General features: G+C 67.0%; 22 protein-coding genes. 7 read left to right on the top strand and 15 right to left on the bottom strand.

Annotated features, from left to right (window positions below; all coding sequences use genetic code 11):
- Positions 1-3 precede the first annotated feature (3 nt).
- The 9 genes from nuoI to ndhC are packed head-to-tail and all read right to left on the bottom strand — an operon-like array spanning position 4 to position 8,596.
- Positions 4-489 (bottom strand): NADH-quinone oxidoreductase subunit NuoI, encoded by a 486-nt coding sequence (gene nuoI, locus CA236_RS00455; RefSeq protein WP_046409943.1) that lies wholly within the window; start codon positions 487-489, stop codon positions 4-6.
- A gap of 2 nt (positions 490-491) precedes the next feature.
- Entirely contained in the window at positions 492-1,541 is a 1,050-nt protein-coding gene (nuoH, locus tag CA236_RS00450) for an NADH-quinone oxidoreductase subunit NuoH (RefSeq protein WP_046409942.1), read from the bottom strand.
- Positions 1,538-3,538 (bottom strand): NADH-quinone oxidoreductase subunit NuoG, encoded by a 2,001-nt coding sequence (gene nuoG, locus CA236_RS00445; protein ID WP_125944125.1) that lies wholly within the window; start codon positions 3,536-3,538, stop codon positions 1,538-1,540. The genes nuoH and nuoG overlap by 4 nt, the downstream gene beginning before the upstream one ends.
- On the bottom strand, positions 3,538-4,857 hold the full coding sequence (nuoF, locus tag CA236_RS00440; protein WP_046409940.1) for an NADH-quinone oxidoreductase subunit NuoF: 1,320 nt from the start codon (positions 4,855-4,857) through the stop codon (positions 3,538-3,540). The genes nuoG and nuoF overlap by 1 nt, the downstream gene beginning before the upstream one ends.
- Entirely contained in the window at positions 4,854-5,549 is a 696-nt protein-coding gene (locus tag CA236_RS00435) for an NAD(P)H-dependent oxidoreductase subunit E (RefSeq protein WP_125944124.1), read from the bottom strand. The genes nuoF and CA236_RS00435 overlap by 4 nt, the downstream gene beginning before the upstream one ends.
- The gene (locus tag CA236_RS00430; RefSeq protein WP_241212442.1) at positions 5,549-6,808 is read right to left on the bottom strand and encodes an NADH-quinone oxidoreductase subunit D; all 1,260 of its coding nucleotides are present in this window, start codon (positions 6,806-6,808) and stop codon (positions 5,549-5,551) included. The genes CA236_RS00435 and CA236_RS00430 overlap by 1 nt, the downstream gene beginning before the upstream one ends.
- Entirely contained in the window at positions 6,805-7,656 is an 852-nt protein-coding gene (locus CA236_RS00425; RefSeq protein WP_125944123.1) for an NADH-quinone oxidoreductase subunit C, read from the bottom strand. Before CA236_RS00425 ends, CA236_RS00430 begins: the two co-directional genes overlap by 4 nt.
- Positions 7,653-8,219: an NADH-quinone oxidoreductase subunit B gene (locus CA236_RS00420; protein ID WP_046410043.1), complete on the bottom strand. Its 567-nt coding sequence runs from the start codon at positions 8,217-8,219 to the stop codon at positions 7,653-7,655. The genes CA236_RS00425 and CA236_RS00420 overlap by 4 nt, the downstream gene beginning before the upstream one ends.
- A 2-nt stretch (positions 8,220-8,221) precedes the next feature.
- Positions 8,222-8,596 carry an NADH-quinone oxidoreductase subunit A gene (gene ndhC, locus CA236_RS00415; RefSeq protein ID WP_046409935.1) on the bottom strand — a complete coding sequence of 125 codons (375 nt, stop codon included), beginning with the start codon at positions 8,594-8,596 and terminating at the stop codon, positions 8,222-8,224.
- 155 nt (positions 8,597-8,751) lie between these two features.
- On the opposite strand from ndhC, the gene CA236_RS00410 reads away from it, so the two are divergent.
- The 4 genes from CA236_RS00410 (at position 8,752) to CA236_RS00395 (ending at position 12,526) form a co-directional block, all read left to right on the top strand.
- Positions 8,752-9,951 carry a hydrolase gene (locus CA236_RS00410; RefSeq protein ID WP_125944122.1) on the top strand — a complete coding sequence of 400 codons (1,200 nt, stop codon included), beginning with the start codon at positions 8,752-8,754 and terminating at the stop codon, positions 9,949-9,951.
- Positions 9,948-10,964 (top strand): arginine N-succinyltransferase, encoded by a 1,017-nt coding sequence (locus tag CA236_RS00405; RefSeq protein ID WP_125944121.1) that lies wholly within the window; start codon positions 9,948-9,950, stop codon positions 10,962-10,964. The genes CA236_RS00410 and CA236_RS00405 overlap by 4 nt, the downstream gene beginning before the upstream one ends.
- 27 nt (positions 10,965-10,991) lie before the next feature.
- Positions 10,992-12,245, top strand: coding sequence for an N-succinylarginine dihydrolase (locus CA236_RS00400; RefSeq protein WP_125944120.1), 1,254 nt, complete (start codon positions 10,992-10,994; stop codon positions 12,243-12,245).
- Positions 12,246-12,310: 65 nt separating this feature from the next.
- A complete protein-coding gene (locus tag CA236_RS00395; protein ID WP_046409928.1) occupies positions 12,311-12,526 on the top strand; it encodes a hypothetical protein in 216 nt (71 codons plus the stop codon).
- A gap of 18 nt (positions 12,527-12,544) precedes the next feature.
- On the opposite strand, the gene CA236_RS00390 is transcribed toward CA236_RS00395, so the two are convergent.
- Genes CA236_RS00390 through hemB form a run of 3 tightly spaced genes read right to left on the bottom strand, consistent with a single transcriptional unit; the run spans position 12,545 to position 16,263 of the window.
- Positions 12,545-14,731 (bottom strand): fused MFS/spermidine synthase, encoded by a 2,187-nt coding sequence (locus CA236_RS00390; RefSeq protein WP_125944119.1) that lies wholly within the window; start codon positions 14,729-14,731, stop codon positions 12,545-12,547.
- A 21-nt stretch (positions 14,732-14,752) separates the two neighbouring features.
- Positions 14,753-15,274, bottom strand: a complete 522-nt coding sequence (locus CA236_RS00385; RefSeq protein WP_125944118.1) for a GNAT family N-acetyltransferase — start codon at positions 15,272-15,274, stop codon at positions 14,753-14,755.
- On the bottom strand, positions 15,271-16,263 hold the full coding sequence (gene hemB / locus CA236_RS00380; RefSeq protein WP_125944117.1) for a porphobilinogen synthase: 993 nt from the start codon (positions 16,261-16,263) through the stop codon (positions 15,271-15,273). The genes CA236_RS00385 and hemB overlap by 4 nt, the downstream gene beginning before the upstream one ends.
- A gap of 78 nt (positions 16,264-16,341) precedes the next feature.
- Between hemB and CA236_RS00375 the strand changes: the two genes are divergently transcribed.
- Positions 16,342-17,241, top strand: a complete 900-nt coding sequence (locus tag CA236_RS00375) for a YegS/Rv2252/BmrU family lipid kinase (RefSeq protein WP_125944116.1) — start codon at positions 16,342-16,344, stop codon at positions 17,239-17,241.
- A 6-nt stretch (positions 17,242-17,247) separates the two neighbouring features.
- On the opposite strand, the gene CA236_RS00370 is transcribed toward CA236_RS00375, so the two are convergent.
- The 3 genes from CA236_RS00370 to CA236_RS00360 all read right to left on the bottom strand — a co-directional run bounded on the left by CA236_RS00370 (position 17,248) and on the right by CA236_RS00360 (position 20,307).
- The gene (locus tag CA236_RS00370) at positions 17,248-18,711 is read right to left on the bottom strand and encodes an MATE family efflux transporter (protein WP_125944326.1); all 1,464 of its coding nucleotides are present in this window, start codon (positions 18,709-18,711) and stop codon (positions 17,248-17,250) included.
- A 142-nt stretch (positions 18,712-18,853) separates the two neighbouring features.
- On the bottom strand, positions 18,854-19,288 hold the full coding sequence (locus tag CA236_RS00365; protein ID WP_046409919.1) for a CoA-binding protein: 435 nt from the start codon (positions 19,286-19,288) through the stop codon (positions 18,854-18,856).
- A 68-nt stretch (positions 19,289-19,356) separates the two neighbouring features.
- On the bottom strand, positions 19,357-20,307 hold the full coding sequence (locus tag CA236_RS00360; protein WP_125944115.1) for an Mrp/NBP35 family ATP-binding protein: 951 nt from the start codon (positions 20,305-20,307) through the stop codon (positions 19,357-19,359).
- Positions 20,308-20,378: 71 nt separating this feature from the next.
- Between CA236_RS00360 and CA236_RS00355 the strand changes: the two genes are divergently transcribed.
- Together CA236_RS00355 and CA236_RS00350 are read left to right on the top strand one after the other, a co-directional pair.
- On the top strand, positions 20,379-21,494 hold the full coding sequence (locus CA236_RS00355) for a protease modulator HflK (RefSeq protein WP_046409916.1): 1,116 nt from the start codon (positions 20,379-20,381) through the stop codon (positions 21,492-21,494).
- The gene (locus CA236_RS00350) at positions 21,491-22,360 is read left to right on the top strand and encodes a protease modulator HflC (RefSeq protein WP_046409915.1); all 870 of its coding nucleotides are present in this window, start codon (positions 21,491-21,493) and stop codon (positions 22,358-22,360) included. Before CA236_RS00355 ends, CA236_RS00350 begins: the two co-directional genes overlap by 4 nt.
- Positions 22,361-22,443 lie beyond the last annotated feature (83 nt).

Here is a 22,443-nt window from a genome sequence, read left to right as displayed (position 1 = left end):
CGCCTATCGATATGCCGCGTCCGCGGCAATGTTTGCCGCAATCGCGCTTTCCCAGCGATCCCCGTTATCGAGCAGCTTGGCCTTGTCGTAGATCAGCTCCTCGCGGGTCTCGGTCGAGAATTCGTAGTTCGGTCCCTCGACGATTGCGTCCACCGGGCAGGCCTCCTGGCACAGCCCGCAATAGATGCACTTGGTCATGTCGATGTCGTAGCGCGTCGTGCGGCGGCTGCCGTCGTCGCGCGGCTCGGCCTCGATCGTGATCGCCTGCGCCGGGCACACCGCCTCGCACAGCTTGCATGCGATGCAGCGTTCCTCGCCGTTGGGATAGCGGCGCAGCGCATGCTCCCCGCGGAACCGCGGCGAGAGCGGGTTGCGCTCGAACGGATAGTTGATCGTCGCCTTGGGCTTGAAGAAATACCTCAAGGTCAAAGCGTGCGCCTTCACGAACTCCCAGAGCGTGAAGGCCTTGATCGTCGAAGCGATACCCATCGTCAGATCCCAACCCGGTAGAGCATCAGCACGCCCGACACGAGAAATACCCAGAACAGTGACAGCGGAAGGAACACCTTCCAGCCCAGCCGCATCAGCTGGTCATAACGATACCTCGGCACCGTCGCCTTCACCCAGCTGAAGCAGAAGAAGAAGAACAGCGTCTTGGCAAACAGCCAGATGATGCCCGGCACGTAATAAAGCGGCGCCCAGTCGAACGGCGGCAGATAGCCACCCCAGAACAGCGTCGCGTTCAGCACGCACATCAGGATCACATTGGCATATTCGCCGAGCCAGTAGAGCGCGAAGCTCATCGACGAATATTCGGTCTGGTAGCCCGCGACGAGCTCCGACTCCGCCTCGGTCAGGTCGAACGGCGCGCGCGCCGTTTCGGCCAGGGCCGAGATGAAGAACACGATCGCCATCGGGAACAGCAGCGGGTTGAGGAAGAAGCCGTTGATCGGCGTCCCCAGCACGCCGCGCTGCGCCTCGACGATCCCGGTCAGGTTGAACGTCCCCGCCCACAGGATGACCGAGATCAGCACGAAGCCGATCGCGACTTCATAGCTCACCATCTGCGCCGCGGCGCGGATCGCGGAGAAGAACGGGTATTTGGAGTTGGACGACCAGCCCGCCAGGATGATGCCGTACACGCCCAGCGACGATGCCGCGAGAACGTACAGCAGCCCGACGTTGATGTCCGCCAGCACGACGCCAAGGTCGAACGGCACCACCGCCCAGACGATCAGCGCCACCGTGAAGGTGATGATCGGCGCGAGCAGGAACAGCCCGCGGTTGGCGGCCGTGGGGACGATCGTCTCCTGCAGGAACACCTTCAGGCCGTCGGCGAAGGACTGCAGCAGGCCGAGCGGGCCGACCACGTTCGGGCCGCGGCGCAGCGCCATCGCCGCCCAGATCTTGCGATCGGCATAGATGATCATCGCCACTGCCAGCATCAGCGGCAGCGCGATGACCAGGATGCCGACCAGCGTCGCCAGGAACCAGGCCCAGTTATAGGGCAGGCCGAGGGTCGTGTTGAAGAAGGCGGTCATTCCGCGGCCTCCGCGAAGGTTTCGCCATGGACCAGTTCAGCCGAGCAGCGCTGCATCGTCGGCGACGCACGGCAGATCGCGTTGGTGAGATAGAAATCCTTGATGGGATATCCCTCCAGCGCGCCCTGCGCCGCGGTGTCGAGCGACGGGGGCGCCCAGGGGAAGGTCACCAGCCCCTCGTTGGCAAGCTCCGGACAATCCAGCGCCATCGCGGCGCGCAGCTCGTCCAGCGTGTCGAACGGCAGGACCGCGCCCAGCTTTTCCGACAGTGCGCGGAAGATCGTCCAGTCCTCGCGCGCATCGCCCGGCGCGAACACCGCGCGGTTGCCGCGCTGAACACGCCCTTCGAGGTTCACATAGGTACCCGACTTCTCGGCATAGCTCGCACCGGGCAGCACCACGTCCGCCGCGGCCGCGCCCTTGTCGCCATGATGGCCGACATAGACCTTGAAGCCGGTGAAGCGCGTGAAATCGCACTCGTCGGCCCCCAGGAAGAAGGTGAGCTTCGCGTCGTAAAGCGCGGAAATGCCGGCCTTTTGCGCATAGCCGAGCATCAGCCCGCCCATGCGTGCGGCCGAGAAATGCACGACATTATAGCCGTTCCAACCATCGCGAACGAGGTTCAGCGACTTGGCGAGCTCCAGCGTCGCGCCATGCGCATGCTTCAGCGCGCCGCCACCGACAACCACTGCCGGCCGCTCGGCCTTGCCGAACGCCTCGGTCACCGCCTCTGGCAGGTTGAAAAGGATCGAGAGATCCTGGCCCAGCCACTCGACCTTGTACGACAGGTCCGTCTCCGGGCCGATCGCAAACACCTTGGCGCCGCGCTTGATCGCCTTGCGCACGCGCGTGTTGACCAGGCTCGCTTCCCAGCGAAGGTTGGTGCCGACCAACAGGATCGCGTCGGCGCGCTCCATGCCGGCAATGGTGGTGTTGAAATTCACCGCCGCCAGGCTCGACACGTCATAGTCCATGCCGGTCTGACGACCCTCGAGCAGCGACGAGCCCATCGACGCCAGCAGCGCCTTGGCCGCGAACATCGTCTCGCAATCGACGATATCGCCGGCCACCGCCGCGACGCTGTTGCCCGCAGCCTTGGCCGCATCGGCGATCGCAGCGAACGCCTCGTCCCAGCTGGCCGCAACCAGCTTGCCGTCACGCCGCACATAAGGGCGGTCGAGCCGGCGACGCACCAGGCCGTCGACGGCGTGGCGGGTCTTGTCGGTCGCCCACTCCTCGTTGACGTCGTCATTCACCCGCGGCAGCGCGCGCAGCACCTGACGGCCACGGCTGTCGAGGCGGATGTTGGTGCCGACCGCGTCCATGACGTCGATCGTCAGCGTCTTCTTCAGCTCCCACGGGCGCGCTTCGAACGCATAGGGCTTGGACGTCAGCGCACCGACCGGGCACAGGTCGACGACATTGCCGCTGAGCTCGCTCGTCACCGCCTTCTCGAGGTAGGAGGTGATCTGCATGTTCTCGCCGCGATACAGCGCGCCGATTTCCTCCACGCCCGACACTTCCTCGGCGAAGCGGACGCAGCGAGTGCACTGGATGCACCGGGTCATCACCGTCTTCACGATGGGGCCCATGTACTTCTCGGTGACGGCGCGCTTGTTCTCCTGGAAGCGGCTGTGGCCACGACCATAAGCAACCGCCTGGTCCTGCAGATCGCACTCGCCGCCCTGATCGCAGATCGGGCAATCCAGCGGGTGGTTGATCAGCAGGAATTCCATCACGCCCTCGCGGGCATGCTTCACCATCGGCGTGTTGGTGAACACTTCCTGGTTTTCCGCCGCCGGCAGCGCGCACGAGGCCTGCGGCTTGGGCGGCCCGGGCTTCACCTCGACCAGGCACATGCGGCAATTGCCCGCGATGCTCAGCCGCTCGTGATAACAGAAACGGGGGATTTCCTTGCCAGCCGCTTCGCACGCCTGGAGCACGGTGGCTCCCTGCGGCACTTCGACCTCGATCCCGTCTACCTTCAGCTTTGGCATTATTCTGCAGCTTCCTGCATGGGGGCGAGCCCGCCGCCCTGACGTTCGGTGATGCGGCGCTCCAGCTCGGGGCGGAAGTGGCGGATGAGGCCCTGGATCGGCCAGGCAGCCGCGTCGCCCAGCGCGCAGATCGTGTGGCCCTCGACCTGCTTGGTGACCTGCTGCAGCATGTCGATCTCGCCGATCTCGGCGTCACCGGTGCGCAGCCGCTCCATCACGCGCCACATCCAGCCGGTGCCCTCGCGGCACGGGGTGCACTGGCCGCAGCTCTCATGCTTGTAGAAGTAGGAGATACGGCTGATCGCGCGGACGATGTCGGTCGACTTGTCCATGACGATGATCGCGGCGGTGCCGAGGCCGGAGCCCACCGCTTTCAGGCCGTCAAAGTCCATCGGCGCATCCATGATGTCCTTCGCTGGCACCAACGGCACCGACGAACCACCCGGAATAACCGCGAGCAGATTGTCCCACCCGCCGCGAATGCCGCCGCAATGCTTCTCGATCAGCTCGCGGAACGGAATGCTCATCGATTCCTCGACGACGCACGGCTTTTCCACATGGCCGCTGATCTGGAACAGCTTGGTGCCGCGGTTGTTCTCCGCGCCGAAGCTGGCGAACCATTCCGCGCCACGCCGCAGGATCGTCGGCGCGACCGCGATGCTCTCGACGTTGTTGACCGTCGTCGGGCAGCCATACAGGCCCGCGCCGGCCGGGAACGGCGGCTTCAGGCGCGGCTGGCCCTTCTTGCCTTCCAGGCTCTCGATCATCGCGGTCTCTTCGCCGCAGATGTACGCGCCGGCGCCACGGTGGACGAAGACGTCGAAGTCATAGCCGGAGCCGCAAGCGTTCTTGCCGACCAGGCCGGCGTCATATGCCTCCTGCACGGCGGCAAACAGCGTCTCGGCCTCGCGGATATATTCGCCGCGGATGTAGATGTAGGCCGCCCGCGCGCGCATCGCGAAGCCCGCGACTAGCGCGCCCTCGATCAGCTTGTGCGGATCGTGGCGGATGATCTCGCGATCCTTGCACGAACCCGGTTCGGATTCGTCGGCGTTGATGACCAGGAAGCTCGGCCGCTCGGGGCTCGGCGTCTTGGGCATGAACGACCATTTGGTGCCGGTCGGGAAGCCCGCACCGCCGCGACCGCGCAGGCCCGAGGCCTTGATCACGTCGATGATCTTGTCCTGGCCAAGCTCCAGCAGCGCCTTGGTATTGTCCCAGTCGCCGCGCTGGCGGGCCGCCTGCAACGTCCACGGCTGATATCCGTAGAGGTTGGTGAAGATGCGGTCCTTGTCCGTCAGGGACGTGATGACGCTCATGCGCTCGCTCCCACGGCAGGGGTGTTCCATTCGTTGCGATAATCGTGGTTCTCGTCGACCATCGCTTTCAGCGTCGTCGGCCCGCCCAACGGCTCCACCGTGTGCCGGCCCGGCTCCTGCGTGCCCGCCTTGGGCTGCTCGCCCCGCGCCAGCGCGTCGAGGATCGCGACCGTACGGTCGTAATCCAGGTCCTCGTAATTGTCGTCGTTGATCTGGACCATCGGTGCGGACGCGCAATTGCCCATGCACTCGACCTCGGTCAGCGTGAACAGGCCGTCGGGCGTCGTCTTGCCCTTGATCAGCCCCTTGTTCTTGCACGCCGCCAGCACGTCGTCCGATCCGCGCAGCATGCACGGCGTCGTCCCGCAGACCTGCACGTGGAACCGGCCGACCGGCGCCAGGTTGAACATGGTGTAGAAGGTCGCGACCTCCAGCACGCGGATGTACGGCACGCCGATCTCGCGCGCGACGAACTCGATCACCGGGATCGGCAGCCACCCTTGCGTGTTCGTCTCCGCCCCAACCTGGCGCTGTGCCAGGTCGAGCAGCGGGATCGACGCCGATTGCTCACGACCCGCCGGATAGCGGGCGAGGATCGCGTTGCGCTTCTCACGGCTTTCGTCAGTCCACTGGAAATTGCCCCAGCGGGCGCGGACCTCTGCCTCGTCGGGGATCTGGGGTGCGTCAGCCATCAGCGGTCACATTCACCAAAAACGATATCCATCGCGCCGAGAATGGCGGTGGTGTCCGCGAGCATGTGGCCGCGGCTCATGAAATCCATTGCCTGCAGGTGGCTGAAGGCGGTCGGACGGATCTTGCAACGGTACGGCTTGTTGGTGCCGTCGGACACCAGATAGACGCCGAACTCACCCTTCGGGCTTTCCGTCGCGACATACACTTCGCCCGCGGGCACGTGATAGCCTTCGGAATACAGCTTGAAGTGGTGGATCAGCGCTTCCATCGACTGCTTCATCTCGCCCCGCTTGGGCGGCACGACCTTGCGATCGAGGCTGGCGATCGGCCCTTCGGGCATTTCCGCCAGACACTGCTTCATGATCCGCGCCGACTGGCGGACCTCCTCCACGCGCACCATGAAGCGGTCGTAGCAATCGCCCTTGGTGCCGACGGGGATTTCGAAATCCATCCGGTCGTACACGTCATACGGCTGCTGCTTGCGCAGGTCCCACGGAATACCCGCGGCGCGGATCATCGGGCCGGAGAAGCCCCAGCGGATCGCATCGTCACGGCTCACCACTGCGATGTCGACGTTGCGCTGCTTGAAGATGCGGTTGTCGGCAACGAGGCTGATCGCATCCTCGAACAGGCGCGGCAGCCGCGTGTCGAGCCATTCGGCGATGTCGGTCAGCAGCTTCAGCGGCACGTCCTGGTGGACGCCGCCGGGCCGGAAGTAATTGTGGTGCATGCGCGCACCGGTCGCGCGCTCGAGGAAGCCGTAGCAATCCTCGCGAATCTCGAACAGCCACAGGTTCGGCGTCATCGCGCCGACGTCCATGACGTGCGAGCCGAGGTTGAGCATATGGTTCGAGATGCGCGTCAGCTCGGCGAAGAACACGCGCAGGTACTGCGCGCGCAGCGGCACCTCGAGGTCAAGCAGCTTCTCGATCGCCAGCACGAACGTGTGCTCCATGCACGCCGGCGAGCAATAATCGAGGCGATCGAAATACGGGATCGCCTGCGCGTAGGTCTTGTATTCGATCAGCTTCTCGGTGCCGCGGTGAAGCAGGCCGACGTGCGGATCGATCCGCTCGACGATCTCGCCGTCCAGCTCCATGACGAGCCGGAGCACGCCGTGCGCCGCCGGGTGCTGCGGGCCGAAGTTGATCGTGTAATTCTGGATCGCCACCTCATCCTGGACATGTCCGCCCTGGAAGGCGTCGGCCAACCGCTCAACCGCGGGGTCGATGGAATCGTTGCGCAGCGTATCGGTCATTGGTTCTGCCCTCCCTTGCCGGGAACGACATCAGGGTCGGATGGCTTTGGCGTCGCGTTCGGATGCGGGTTGCCCGCGCCGGTCTGGGCGGTGCTGGTCGCCGGCTCCTTGGCATAGGGCTGGCTCGGCGCATCGGCCGGCTTGGTCGCGCTCTGGCTGTCGCCCGCCTTGCGGATCACATCGGCGTTGAGCGGCGTCGGCGCACCCTTCGCCTCGGGCAGCGCCGCGCCCTTCTCGTCGCCCGGCAGCACGTATTCCGCGCCTTCCCAGGGACTCGTGAAGTCAAACGTGCGGAAATCCTGCGCCAGCTTCACCGGCTCATAGACGACGCGCTTCACCTCTTCCGAATAGCGCATCTCGACGAACCCGGTCAGCGGGAAGTCCTTGCGCTGGGGGTGCCCTCGAAAGCCATAGTCGGTCAGGATGCGGCGCAGGTCGCGGTTGCCAGCGAACAGCACGCCGTACATGTCGTACACTTCGCGCTCATACCAGCCGGCGACCGGCCACAGCTCGGTTACGGTCGGCACCGGCGTATCCTCGCTGGCGGTGACATGGACGTGCAGGCGATGATTGCGGGTCAGCGACAGGAGGCAATAGACCACCTCGAACCGCTCCTCGCCGCGGTCGGGATAATCGACCCCGGCAATGTCCATCAGCTGCTGGTATTCAAGGCCCGGCGTATCACGCAGCGCCGTCAGCGCGGCGATCAGGTGATCGCGGTGGACGTGCAGCTGGATCTCACCGACATGCGCGAACGCATCGACCAGCCCGTTCGGAATGGCGGCGCGCGCCGCCTCCAGCGTCGCGTCGTTGAGCTCAGCGGCCCAGCGGGGTGCAGGCGCCCTCACCGTTCGATGCTCCCCGAACGGCGGATCTTCCGCTGCAGCTGCATGATCCCGTACAGCAGCGCCTCGGCGGTCGGCGGGCAGCCCGGGACATAGATGTCGACCGGCACCACACGGTCGCAACCGCGCACGACGCTGTAGCTATAATGGTAATAGCCGCCGCCGTTCGCGCACGACCCCATCGAGATCACGTACTTGGGCTCCGACATCTGGTCGTACACGCGGCGCAGCGCGGGAGCCATCTTGTTGCAGAGCGTACCCGCGACGATCATCACGTCCGACTGGCGCGGGGACGCGCGCGGCGCGGCACCGAAGCGCTCCAGGTCGTAGCGCGGCATGTTGACGTGGATCATCTCCACCGCGCAGCAGGCGAGGCCGAACGTCATCCACCACAGCGAGCCCGTGCGGGCCCACTGGAACAATTCCTCGGTCGACGTGACGAGGAAACCCTTGTCGGTCAGCTCGCCGTTCAGATCGTTGAAGAAACCGGGATCGGGCTGAACGAGGCCCGTTCCACTGGAGATCGCGCGGGCATCGCGCGGCAATTCAACGGGGCCGGAGTGCATGGTCATTCCCAATCCAGTGCGCCTGTCTTCCAGGCGTAGACGAGCCCGAGCGCGAGCTCGCCGATGAAGATCATCATGCTGACCCAGGCAGTCCAGCCCAGGTCGAACACGCTTACCGCCCAGGGAAATAGGAACGCGGCTTCGAGATCAAAGATGATAAAAAGGATTGCAACCAGATAGAAACGCACGTCAAATTGCGCGCGGCTATCCTCGAACGCGGGGAAACCGCATTCATATTCGCTCAGCTTCTCGGGCGTGGGCTTGTACGAACCGGTGACTCGCGAAATCGCCATCGGCAGGAAAACGAACGCCGTCGACAGCACCAGCGCAACCGCGAGGAACATCAGAATCGGCAGATATTGCGACAGGTCGACCATGGCGCTTTCTCGGGCTGCTCTCGCATGTGCGATTGAAAAATTCGCGGTCGCTTTAGGCCTCGCGGCCCCTCGGGGCAAGGCATGGGGCCCTTGAGAATCACTCGCAGAACCGCGGGGTGGTCGATGCTCGCCGCATCGGCTAGCAGCCGCCATTGATGGCAAGGCTGAACCCGACCGAGGAACGAGCGGTGGCGCACGCGGCGCAATCCCCCATGCTCGCCCGCACCCGCGCCTGGTCGGCGGTGAACAGCGGCACCGCAAACCTCGCCGGCCTCGCGACCGTCGCGGACATGCTGGCCGAGGCCCTGTCTGCGCTCCCGGGCAAGGTGACGTTGGTTGCGCCTGCCGCGGCGGAGCGGGTGACCCCCGACGGCGCCGTCCGCGCGATCGACCATGGCCGGCACCTTCATCTCGCGGTGCGTCCCGATGCGCCGCGCCGGCTGCTGCTGACCGGGCATATGGACACCGTCTATCCGGCCGACCACCCCTTCCAGACGCTCGTCGATCGTCCTGACGGCACGATCAACGGCCCCGGCGTTGCCGACATGAAGGGCGGGCTGGCGGTGATGATCGCCGCACTGGAGGGGATCGAGGCGGTCGGCTGCCCGATCGGCTATGACGTGGTCATCAATTCGGACGAGGAAACCGGCTCCTTCTCCTCCGCTGCGCTGATCGAAGCGGCCGCACGGGGCAAGCTCGCCGCGCTCACCTATGAACCCGCCCTCCCCGACGGCACACTTGCCGGCGCGCGCGGCGGCACGGGCAATTTCTCGATCGTCGTGCGCGGCCGCGCGGCCCATGCGGGGCGCAATCCGGAGGAGGGCCGCAACGCGGTCGTCGCCGCCGCCGCCATCGCGCTTCGCCTCGACGCGGCAAAAAGCCCGCGCCTCTCGGTCAATCCCGCGCGCATCGATGGCGGCGGCCCCAACAATGTCGTGCCCGACCTTGCCGTCCTGCGCGTCAATTTCCGACCCAAGGATGCCGACGAGATCGCCCGTGCGCGACAGGCGATCGACGAGGCGGTCGCTGCCGTCACCACCGCGCACGACGTGGCCGTAGAGGTGCACGGCAGCTTCAATCGCCCGCCCAAGCCGATCGACGCGCAGGCGGCGCGCCTGTTCGATCTGGTGCGCCGCACCGGCGCCGATCTCGACCTGTCGATTGCCTGGCGCGACACCGGCGGGGTGTGCGACGGCAACAATATCGCCGCGGTCGGCACGCCGGTCATCGACACGATGGGGGTGCGCGGCGGCGGGATCCATTCACCTGAGGAATTCCTGATCGTCGATAGCCTGGCCGAACGCGCCGCGCTGTCGGCGGTCACCATCTTGCGACTGGCTGAGGAGGGTTTGTGACATTTGTTGTCCGGGCGGCACGTGATGAAGATCTTGCGCATCTCTATGAGATGGCAAAGCTGACCGGCGGCGGATTCACCAATCTCCCCCCCGACCGCCGCGCGCTGAAGGCGAAGCTCGATCGCAGCCACGCCGCCTTTGCCCGTGATGAGCCGACGGTGGAGGATGAACTGTTCGTCCTCATCCTCGAAAACACCGCCACCGGCGACGTGCGCGGTACCTGCCAGATCTTCACCCAGGTTGGCCAGAAACACCCCTTCTACAGCTACCGCATCAGCACGCTGACCCAGCACAGCCGCGAACTCGACCGCACCTTCCGCGCGGAGATGCTGTCGCTGACCACCGATCTGGAGGGGTCGAGCGAGGTCGGCGGCCTGTTCCTCCACCCGGGGGAGCGCGCCGGCGGGCTCGGCCTGCTGCTCGCGCGCAGCCGCTACCTCTTTATCCGGGCGCATCGCGCGCGCTTCGGCGATCGCGTGCTGGCGGAGCTTCGCGGCGTGATCGACGAAGCGGGCGGCTCGCCCTTCTGGGACGGCCTCGCCGGGCGCTTCTTCGGCATGAACTTCCAGGAGGCGGACGCCTTCAATGCCATCAACGGCCACCAGTTCATCGCCGATTTGATGCCCAAGCATCCGATCTATACCGCGATGCTGTCCGAAAGCGCGCGCGCCGCGATCGGCATGCCCCACCCCTCAGGCCGCGCCGCGATGCGGATGCTGGAAAACGAAGGGTTCGCCTTCGAAAAATATATCGACATCTTTGATGGCGGCCCGACCATGACCGCGCGGATCGATGCCGTGCGCTCGGTCCGTGAGGCAAAGGAAGCGGCCGTCATTGCCGCCAACGCCGATGCCGGCATCGAATCGCTGGTGGCGCATGGCCACCTGTCCGATTTCCGCTGCGCCTTCGGCACGGTGGCGCCGCAGGACGCGGGCGTTGCCCTCGATCCGGCCTGCGCCGCCGCGATCCACGCGCAGGACGGCGACAAGGTCCTGCACGTCGAACGGATCTGAACCCATCTGGCGAGAGGAACGCGGCGCATGATTCAGGAGATCAACTTCGACGGCATCGTCGGTCCCAGCCACAATTATGCCGGGCTCAGCCCCGGCAACCTCGCCGCCGCGCGCAATGCCGGCGCGACCTCGCATCCCCGTGCCGCCGCGCTGCAGGGGATCGAGAAGATGCGCCGCAACCTGGCGCTCGGGCTGACGCAGGGCGTCCTTCTCCCCCATCCCCGCCCCGACCACCGCTGGCTCGCCGCGCTGAACAGCGATTATGCCACCGCGCGCCCGCATCTTCAGGCGCGGGCCTTTTCCGCCTCGCCGATGTGGGCGGCCAACGCCGCCACCGTCTCCCCCGCCGCCGATTGCGCCGATCGCCGCTGCCACCTCACCGTCGCCAACCTCGTCACCATGCCGCATCGCAGCCACGAATGGCCGGTGACGCTGGCGCAGCTTCGCCTCGCCTTCGCCGACAGCGCCTTTGTCGTTCATCCGCCGATCCCCGCCCCATTTGGTGACGAGGGCGCGGCCAATCACATGCGGCTATGCGCCGCGCATGACGCGCCGGGCGTGGAGGTCTTCGTCTATGGCGAAAGCAGCGGCCCCTTCCCCGCCCGCCAGAATCGTGAGGCGAGCGAGGCGATCGCGCGCGGCCACCGCCTCGATCCCGCGCGCACCCTGTTCGTGCAGCAGTCTGAGGCCGCGATCGCTGCCGGTGCGTTCCACAATGACGTGGTCGCCGTCGCCAACGAACGCACGCTCTTCAGCCACGAACACGCCTTCGCTAACCCCGCGGCCTTCTACGCGGACCTTCGCCGCCTCCTGCCCGAGGCAGAGATCGTCGAGGTGCCCGCGGCACAGGTCAGCCTCGCAGAGGCTATTCAGTCCTACCTCTTCAACGCCCAGCTCGTCACCGTGCCCGGCGGCGGACAGACGCTGGTCGTCCCCGGCGAGGCGCGCGACAGCGCCCCCGTCTGGTCGTGGCTGCAGGATCATCTCGCCAGCAACGGCCCGATCCGCGCGGTGGAGGTCGTCGACGTGCGCGAATCCATGGCCAATGGCGGCGGCCCCGCCTGTCTGCGGCTGCGCGTGGTGTGCGATCCCGCGACGGTCGATCCGCGCTTCCTGGTCGATGCGGCAAAACTCGATTCCATCGCCGATGTGATCGCGGCGCACTGGCCGGAGGAAATCGCCTTCGACCGGATCGGCGATCCGGCGTTGCTTGCTCAGGTGGAAACGGCCCACCGCGCGCTGCACGAGGCACTCGATCTTGTAAGGTTAATTGACAGTTAACTCTTAGCCGACGTCCATAAGTGGCGGATTTGCGCCGCTGGTCCGAAACTTGCTGATGTTTCAGCATGTTCGCTCGTCTCGCTCGCCTCTTCACGATCAAGACCAAGTTCGAGGCGTTCGTCGTCATCTACGGCCTCGGCCTTGGCGCAACCGAACGCGGCGTTCACTATCTTCAGGATTATCCCGGTCCCGCCGGCTGGCTGCTCTTCTCGGTCTGCCCGATCGCCGTCTTCATGGCCGGCGCGCGCATCCTCGATTCTGTCGAACGCAGCGCCGAATAGGCCGTTTTGAGGCCGTAATCAGGGATGAAGCAGCGGCAGGATCGACGCATAATCGTCGGTCCAGCCTGCACCCGCCCCCGCCTGGTCGATCGCCACCCACCCAGTGCCATAGCCCTTCAGTGCGTCGATCACCCCCGGATCACGCGACAGCGCGATCCAGTGCGACAGCGATGCGCCATCCTCGTTCAGCGGCGGCCGGTCCATCAGCTCGATCGCCTGCCATCCGCCCGCCCGCGCCGCCGCCGCGACGATCGGCGTCAGGTCCATGTAGCGGTTGGAGATATGCACCAGCAGCAACCCCTTGGGCTGCAGCGCGCGGCCGTAATCGGCAAAGGCTTCGCGCGTCAGCAGGTGGATCGGCACCGCATCCGACGAAAAGGCGTCAAGCGCGAGGAGGTCGAACGATTGCGGCCGCGCCGCCGCGATCGACACGCGCGCATCCCCGATCACCGTCTGCGCGTCGGGCGTACAGGTGCGCAGGAACGAGAACCGCGTCCGGGCGAGGTCGGCGACCACCGGATCGATTTCGAAGAACGTCCAATATTGCGTCGGCAGCGCATAGCAGGCGAGCGTGCCCGTCCCCAGCCCGACGACGCCGATCCGCCCCTCCGGTCCGTACAGCGCCGGCGCAATGGTCAGCGCGCGGCCAACGCCCGAGGATGGCGTATAATAGGTCGTCGGCTGCTGCTCGCGCTCGGGTGATCCCAGCAGCTGGACGCCGTGCAGCGTCGTGCCATGCGCCAGCGTGCGCTCATCGGCCCGCTCGGACAAAGTATAAACACCGAAATAGCTGCGCGTGCGGATGTCGCCCGCCGCCGTGATGCGCAGCGCGTTGATCCCGCCGAACAGCAGCAGCGATACCGCCAGCACCGTGACATAGGCCGCGCGCACGCCGATCGACGCCAGCCCCACCACCGCGATCACCGCAAAGATCAGCCCAGGGCTGTCCTCGCCAAACCACGCCGGCGGCCCCCATTCGCGCAGCATCAGCAGCAGCGCGCAGATCGCGCCCACCACGGCCAGCGCCGGAATGCCCCGGCCGCGCCGCCACAGCGCCTGCAGCGGCGGCAGCAGGATCGATTGCGGCACCAGCGCGCCCGCCGCCAGGATCAGCAGCGGATATTCCCATGTCCAGTCGAACAGTCCCGGCGCGATCAGCCCGGCGAACAGCCCGCCCAGCGCCCCGCCGACCGACATGGCCAGGTAGAAACCCGTCAGCCGCTGCGGCGCGGGGCGCAACCGGTACATCGCGGTATGCAGCGCCACCGCGACCATGAACAGCAGCGCCAGCGCCAGCAGCAGCCCCAGCGCGGGCTCCAGCGTGAACCCGCCGATCATCACCCCGCCGAACAGGATGATGGTGATCGGCGCCACGCTCGTGATGAAATCGGCCGGCGCGCGCCGGTCGGCAAAGGCGATGCTGAAGCTGAGGAGGTACAGCCCCAGCGGCAGCACCCACAGCAGCGGCATGGCGACGATGTCGGTGGTGATATAGGTCGACGTCGCCAGCATCAGCCCCGACGGGACCAGCGCCAGTGCGATCCACATCGCGATCCGCCGCCAGCCCGGCGGCGTATCTTCGGCGACGGGCTCTGCACGCTGCACCGCCGCGTTGGGTAGCCGCCACGCAATCGCGGCGACCAGCGCGATCAGCAGCAAATACCCGCCCGTCCACAGCCACCTTTGCCCGGCCACCGACACCAGCGGCTCGACCAGCAACGGATAGGCAAGCAGCCCGGCAAAGCTGCCAAGGTTCGACGCGGCATACAGCCGATAGGGGTCCTGCCCCGGCCGCGCCGCGGCGAACCAGCGCTGGATCAGCGGCGCCTGCGCCGACACCGCGACAAACAATGGCCCGATGGACGCGGCGAGCAGCCAAGGCACCCACAATTCGGGCGCCGTCCCGCTCGGCAGCGTCCAGCCGAGCACCCCGATCGGCAGCCACAGGCTGGCGATCGCCAGCAGCCCCAGGTGCACCGCCGCCTGCCGCCGCACCGGCAACCGGTCCAGCGCATGGGCATAGCCATAGCCGGCGAGCAGCAGCGCCTGGTACACCAGCATCGCCGAGTTCCACACCGCCGGCGCGCCGCCCAGCCGCGGCAGCGCGATCCGCGCCACCATCGGCTGGACCAGGAACAACAGGAACGATCCCGCCAGGATCGTCAGGACGTAAAGCGCACGGCCTGCGCGCTGCGGCTCAGCCATGCGCCGGGCGATCGGTCGCGATCACGGGCGCACGATCTGGTAGGTCACCGTGTCGCGCCGCGGGTCTTCAGCGTCGAACAGCGGGTGATCGAAATCGAGCGCTGGGTCGTGCGCCATGCCCAGCCGCTCCATCAGCGCCCGGCTCCGCCCGTTCTGCCGCGCGGTGATCGCGACGATCGCATCCTCGTGCCGCGCTTGCCAGCCCCAGGCGATGATCGCGCCCGCCGCCTCGCGCGCATAGCCCGCGCCCCACCAGGGGGTCGCCAGCATCCAGCCGATCTCCAGCATCCCCGCGATCGGCGTATCGGGCGCGCCGGGCTTCAGCCCGCAAAATCCGATCGTCTCACCACTCCCGCGCTCCACAACCGCGCGAAAGCCGAGCGGCGCGTAGCTCGCGTGCCGCTGCAGCGCCATGTCGCTCGCTGCCGTGTCCTTCACCGGGCCGAGATCCGCCATCACCGCCGGGTCCGCCCACATCGCATGCAGCGGCGCGCGGTCGCGCGCTTCCGGCACGCGCAGGATCAGGCGGTCGGTCTCGATCACGCGGTCAGCAGCCTCGCGGCATGGACGGCGTGATAGGTCAGCACGCCCGAACAGCCGGCGCGCTTGAACGCGGTCAGCGTTTCGATCACCATCGCATCGCGATCCGCCGCGCCCGCCGCGACCGCCGCCTCGATCATCGCATATTCGCCCGACACCTGATACGCGAACACCGGCACCTCGAACCGCTCCTTCACGCGGCGCGCAATGTCGAGATACGGCAGCCCCGGCTTCACCATCACGCTGTCGGCACCCTCTGCCAGGTCCAACGCCACCTCGCGCAGCGCCTCCTCGGCGTTGCCATAATCCATCTGATACGTCTTCTTGTCGCCCTTCAGCAGCCCGCGGCTGCCCACCGCATCGCGGAACGGGCCGTAGAAGGCGCTGGCATATTTGGCGGCATAGGCCATGATCTGGACGTTGGCATGCCCGGTCGCCTCCAGCGCAGTGCGGATCGTGCCGATGCGGCCGTCCATCATGTCCGACGGTGCGATGATATCCGCCCCCGCTGCCGCCTGGTTCAGCGACTGGCCCACCAGCAATTCGACCGTCGCATCGTTCAGCACATAGCCCGCCTCATCGACCAGCCCGTCATGCCCGTGCGCGGTATAGGGGTCGAGCGCGACGTCGGTCAGGATTCCGATGTCGGGCACCGCATCCTTCACCGCACGGATCGCGCGGCACATGAGGTTGTCGGGATTGAGCGCCTCGCGCCCATCCTCGCTGCGCAGATGGCCCGGCGTGTTGGGGAACAGGGCAAGGCAGGGAATGCCCAGTGCCTGCGCCTCGCGAGCGCGCTCGACGATCAGGTCGACCGACCAGCGCGACACGCCCGGCAGGCTCGCAATCGGCTCCTCCACGCCTTCCCCGTCAGCGATGAACAGCGGCCAGATCAGGTCGGCCGGGGTCAGCATCGTCTCGCGATACAGCCGGCGGCTCCAGTCCGCGGCGCGGGTACGGCGAAGACGAATGGCGGGAAAGGATGCACTCATGGCGATGGCATGTGCGCCGCGTCGCGCGACCGCGCAAGCGTTACGGGGGCGAAACCGCGCTTCGTGCGTTGCGGCGTCATGAGCGAAATCCGGTCCGCGGCCCTGATCGTCAACGCCAAGTCGCGCAAGGGGCAGAAGCTGTTCCGCCGCGCCTGCAAACGACTGGAGGTGCTGCCCTTCCCGGTCGATGCCCATGCCGTGGAGGATCCCGACAAACTCGAACAGACGATCGATGCCGCGCTCGCCAAGAAGCCCGATCTCGTCATCCTGGGCGGCGGCGACGGCACCGTCAGCGGGCTAGTCGACCGGCTGGTGGGGGAGGACGTGATCCTCGGTGTGCTGCCGCTCGGCACCGCGAACAGTTTCGCGCGCACGCTTGGCCTGCCGCTCGACATCGACGGGGCAATCGACGTGCTGGCGAACGGCGTGCCGCGGCGCATCGACCTCGGCATGATCGACAATGATTATTTCGCCAATTGCGCCGCCATGGGCCTGTCGCCGCAAATCGCGGAGACGGTGCCGCACAATCTGAAGAAGTTCATGGGCCGCATCGGCTATCTCGGCTGGGCGGGGCTGCAATATCTGAAATTCCGCCCCTTCATCCTCACCGTCGACGATGGCGTTGAGGAAAAACGGATGCGCGTGGTCGAGGTGCGCATATCCAACGGCCCCTATCATGGCGGCACCTGGCTGGTGGACGAGGCGCATGTCGATTCGGGCCAGATCGTCGTTCAGGCGGTCACTGGCCGTTATCGCCGGACGCTGGTGAAGAACTGGTTCGCCAGCTTCTTCGGCCTCGATGCGCGGCATCAGGACACGATCACCTTCACCGGCAAGGACCTGAAGATCTCGACCCGGCCCAGCCTGCCGATCTCGATCGATGGAGAGGTGCTGGCGCATACGCCGGTCCGCGCGCGGATCGCCGCCGGGGCGATCCGTGTCATGGCCCCGCGCGATCCCGATACACCGCACGGGTAGGGCCCGTCAGGGCACCGGCTTCAGGCTTCCCGCCGGCTCGATATCGGCATGGCTGCGCTCATCGGAATGGCTTTCCGGCACCAGCAGCCCGCCCTCGCGCCACCCGCCATAACGGTAATAGAGCGCCGCCAGCAGCAGGTTGGCACCCGAGCCCACGGGAAAACTCCACCACAAGGCGTCCGGGCCGATGATCGGCAGCAAGGCAAAGGCAACGCCCAGCCGCACCGGGAACATCGCGATCGTCATGATCGCCAGCGGGCCCCAGACGGCGCCATTGGCGCGGATCACCCCGAACAGCACCATCGTCCCGCCGAACATGATGAAGCCCCAGGTGGCCAGCAGGTTGATATGCTGCGCGATCGGCAGCACCGGGCTGGCCCCGGGAATGAACAGGCCGATGATGACGGTGTCGAGCACCAGCACCAGCACGACGGTCGCCGCGGTGATCGCGACATTGTAGATGATGCCCGCCCGCGTGATCTGCGCGACCCGGTCCCACCGCCCGGCACCGATATTCTGCGCCGCCATCGCCGATACCGCCGCGCCGATCGCCATCGCCGGCATCTGCACATAGCCCCACAGTTGCTGGACGATGCCGTACGCCGCCACGGTGTCGATCCCGTTGCGATTGACCAGCCCGACCATGGCGAGCGCGGAGACGGACAGCACCAGCATCTGCGCGCCGATCGGAACGCCCTTGCCAACGATCGTGCGCACCAGTGTCGGTTCGGGCAGGATGTAGCGTATCTCCTCGCCCTTCAGCCGCAGCGGCAGGTCGCGCCACGCGATCCACGCCACCAGGGCGCCCAGCGCGACGATATTGGCGATCAGCGTCGCGGTGGCCGACCCGGCGATGCCCATGCGCGGAAACGGCCCGATTCCGGCGATCAGCAGCGGGTTCATCACCGCATCGATCAGCACCGCCAGCCCCATGAACCACAAGGGCGTTACTGAATCCCCGGTGCCGCGCAGCCCCATGAACATCAGCACCAGCAGCATCGACGGCGGCAGCGCGAGGAAGATGACGCGCAAGTAATCCAGCGCCGGCTCGAAGGCATCGGGCGGGGTGGCAAGCGCGGTCAGGATCTGCGGCGCATAGACCCAGCCGAGCGCGCCGACGGTGATCGACCCCATCAGCACCAAGCCGATCGCCGACCCGAACGCGCGCCGCGCGGCGTCGACGTCGCGCCGGCCCCAGCTTTGCCCGACGATGATCGTCGCCGCCATGCCGAAGCCGAAGACCGCGCCGAACATCAGGAACATGATGATATTGGCGTTGGACGTCGCCGCCAGCGCCCCTTCGCCCAGGAAGCGCCCGACCCAGATCGCGTTGATCGATCCGTTCAGCGACTGGAGCACGTTGGAGGCCAGCGTTGGCAGTGCGAACATCAGCAGCGCCGATCCGATCGGCCCCGTCGTCAGATCGCGCTGACCGGGGCGGCCGTGCACATGGGCGACCGGTTCATCCATCTCGCCCCGCTCCCTCAACGCTGGCGCCGGCTTGTCGCCGGTCATATGCTGTTTCTTGCGGCATCCCGCGCGCCGCGACAAGCCAGCGGCGACGCGCCAACGGTGAAATCATGCGCGGGCGGGGTTGCCCGCTGCCGGCGGGTCAGTCCGCGCTGACCGGCGCCACGCCCAGACGAGGGATGTCGATCGCCGGGCAGCGGTCCATCACCACCTTGAGCCCGGCCTGTTCGGCGCGCGCCGCCGCCTCGTTGTTGACCACGCCCAATTGCATCCACACCGCCTTGGCGCCCGCCGCAATCGCCTCGTCCACCGCCTCGCCGGCGGCCTCGGGCCGGCGGAAGATGTCGACCATGTCGATCGGCTCGCCGATCTGCGACAGCTCGCGAAAGACATATTCGCCGTGGACATGTTCGCCGGTGATCTGCGGGTTCACCGGGATCACGCGATAGCCATGATCCTGCAGCTTCTTCATCACGCCATAGCTTGGCCGGTCGGGACGGTCGGAGGCGCCGATCAGCGCGATGGTGCGGGTTTCCTCGAGCAGCGCCTTGATATCAGCATCGGCGGTCAGCGGCATGAAACGGCCTTTCGTCGGGTGGTCCGCCCGTGCCGCCGCCTGGTGCATGCGGCACGACCGGTGCTTTCCTAACGCCCGCCGCCGCCGCTGGTTTCCAGCCACCGCGCCACCGCTTCGCCCAGCGGGCGGAACACGGTGTCGTCGGGCCGCGCCGCCGGCGGCTCGCCGGCGTCCGACGCGGTGCGGATATCGATCGTCAGCGGCACCCGGCCCAGGAACGGCACGCCCAGCTCCGCCGCCGCCGCCTCAGCGCCGCCACAGCCGAACGGGTCCGACACTTCGCCGCAATGCGGGCAGGCATAGCCGGCCATGTTCTCAATGAGGCCGATGATCGGGATCCCCGCTTTGCCGAACAGGTCGATCGCGCGGCGCGCATCGATCAGCGCCAGGTCCTGCGGCGTCGACACGATCACCGCGCCCGCCGGGCGATATTTCTGGATCATCGTCAGCTGCACGTCGCCCGTGCCCGGCGGCAGGTCGAGCACCAGCGTATCGGTCGCGCCCCAGTCCGCCTCGACCAGCTGCCCCAGCGCGCCCGCCGCCATCGGCCCGCGCCACGCGATCGCCTTGCCCGGCTCGATCAGCTGCCCCATCGACAGCATCGGCACGCCATAAGGCGTCGGCACCGGCAGCAGCACCTTGTCCTTCGCCTGCGGCCGCTCGCCCTCCGCCGCCATCAGCCGCGGCTGCGACGGGCCGTAGATATCGGCATCGACCAGCCCGACGCGCCGCCCGGCATGACGAAGCGCGATGGCAAGGTTCGCCGACACGGTCGACTTGCCCACCCCGCCCTTGCCGCTCGCTACCGCGATCAGCCGGCGTGTCGCGCGCTCCGCCGTCACCACGACGCGCCCGTTCGGCCCGATCGCCATCCGCACCGCCGCTTCCATCGCATCACGCGCCTTGGCGTCGAGCCCGGTCGCGTCCAGCACCACGCCGATCCGGTCGCCTTCCACCCGCACGCTCGCACGCTCGCCGGCGACCGCGGCCACCGCCTGTTTTGCCTCTTTCTCGTCCATGCCGCGGCCCGATACGCCCTTCGGTCGCGCGGGGCACTGTTTTTCGCGCGTCGTGTACCTATAAAGACCCTATGACCATGATGCCGCAGTGGCTGCGCCGACCGCCTATCCTGATGAACGATTCCTCCAATGGCCCATGGGGCAACGGCGGCAGCGACGATACCAACGCCGGCCCGCGCAATCCTTGGGCGGTGCCGCCCGGCGGACGCAAGGGCGCGCCAAAGGCGACCGCGCTCGACGAATTCCTGAAACGCGCTCGTGGCGGCGGTTCGGGTGGCGGCGGCGGCGGTGGGCCGCAGATGCCGCTCGGCGCCAATTCGCGTAACCTGTGGCTGATCGGCGCCGCGCTGATCGTCGCGGCCTGGATCCTGTTCACCTCGGTCCATCAGATCGGCCCGCAGCAGCGCGGCGTGGTGACGTTCCTCGGCCGCTATTCGGGCATGCTCGATCCGGGCATCCGCCTCACCCTGCCCGCCCCGCTCGTGTCGGTGCAAAAGGTCGACGTGGAGGCGGTGCGCGTCGACGAATTCCCCCGCGACGGCAGCGAAAACGTGCTGACCGGCGACCAGAACATCCTCGACCTCGCCTACACCGTGCGCTGGCGCGTCGATAACCCGCGCGACTTCGTGTTCGAGATCAAGGACCCGGTCGAAACCGTCCGCGCCACCGCCGAAAGCGCGATGCGCGCGGTGCTCGCGACGACGACGCTCAACGAGGCGATCGGCGCCGGCCGTACCAACATCGAGGCGCGCGTCGCCCAGATGATGCAGCAGATCCTGAACGAATATCACGCCGGCGTGCGCGTCCAGGGCGTCTCGATCCGCCAGGCCGCCGCCCCCGCCAGCCTGATCGACGATTTCAACGCCGTCACCGCCGCCCAGCAGGAAGCGGTCGGCAATCTTAACAATGCGCGCAGCTATTCGGAGCAGGTGATCGCCCGCGCCCAGGGTGAGGCCGCGGCGTTCGACAAGGTCTACGAACAGTATCGCCTTGCGCCGGAGGTGACCCGCCGCCGCATGTATTATGAAACCATGGAGGCCGTGCTGGCCAAGACTGACAAGACGATTGTTGAAACCCCCGGCGTTTCTCCGCTGCTGCCGCTCGACCGTGCACGCAAGCTGACCGAGCCGCAGACCGGTGCGGCGGCGGCGGCAACGCCCGCCCCGGCGGCGGAGGCCGGCCGATGAGCGCGCTGTTCCGCAATCCCGTCGCGGTCGGCTTCGCCGCGCTCGGCGCGGTGATCGTCGGCGCCGCCAGCTTCGCGATCGTGCCGGAGACGAAGCAGGCGGTGATCCTGCGCCTCAACAATCCGATCCGCTTGGTGAACCAGTGGCAGAACGATCAGGTGATCGGGCGCACCGGCGCCGGCCTGATCGCGCGCGTGCCGTTCATCGACAAGATCGTGTGGATCGACAAGCGCGTGCTCGACGCCGATCTCGACAATACGCTGGTGCTGTCGACCGATCAGCTGCGACTGAACGTGGACGCCTTCGCGCGCTTCCGCATCGTCGATCCGCTGCGCGCGGTCACCTCGACCGGCAGCACGTCGAACACCGAGGAACGCGTGGCGGATCAGCTTCGCCCGCTGCTCGGCACGGCGCTGCGCAACGAACTGGGCAAGGTGCCCTTCGCCGTCCTGCTCAGCCCCGAGCGGGGCAAGGTGATGGACGCAATCCAGGCCTCGCTGCAACGCGACGCGCGCCAATATGGCGCGGCGATCGTCGACGTCCGGATCAAGCATGCCGACCTCCCCGATGGCAGCCCGCTCGACAGCGCGCTGCAGCGGATGCGCACCGCGCGCCAGCAGGAGGCGAATACGATCCGGGCGCAGGGTCAGAAGCAGGCGCAGATCGTGCGCGCGGAGGCGGATGCCCGCGCCGCGAGCATCTATGCCGACGCCTTCAGCAAGGATCCCAAGTTCTACGATTTCTACCGGGCGATGCAGTCCTACCGCCACACCTTCGGTGCTGACGGAAATGCGCGGCCGGAAGGATCGACGAATATTATAATGAGCCGGGACAATGCCTATCTGAAGGAATTCAACGGGCGCTGACCTGATGTCGCGCAAGCGCAACGGGAAAGCGGCCGGTTCGTTCACATTCAAACGCCGTTCATCGACCCGGCGGCATTGGAAAC

Source organism: Sphingomonas sp. ABOLG (assembly GCF_003950435.1).
In the GTDB taxonomy this organism is placed as follows: Bacteria; Pseudomonadota; Alphaproteobacteria; order Sphingomonadales; family Sphingomonadaceae; genus Sphingomonas; species Sphingomonas panaciterrae.
Note: the sequence above shows the minus strand (reverse complement) of the source record. Positions and strands in the feature narration are given on the sequence as shown.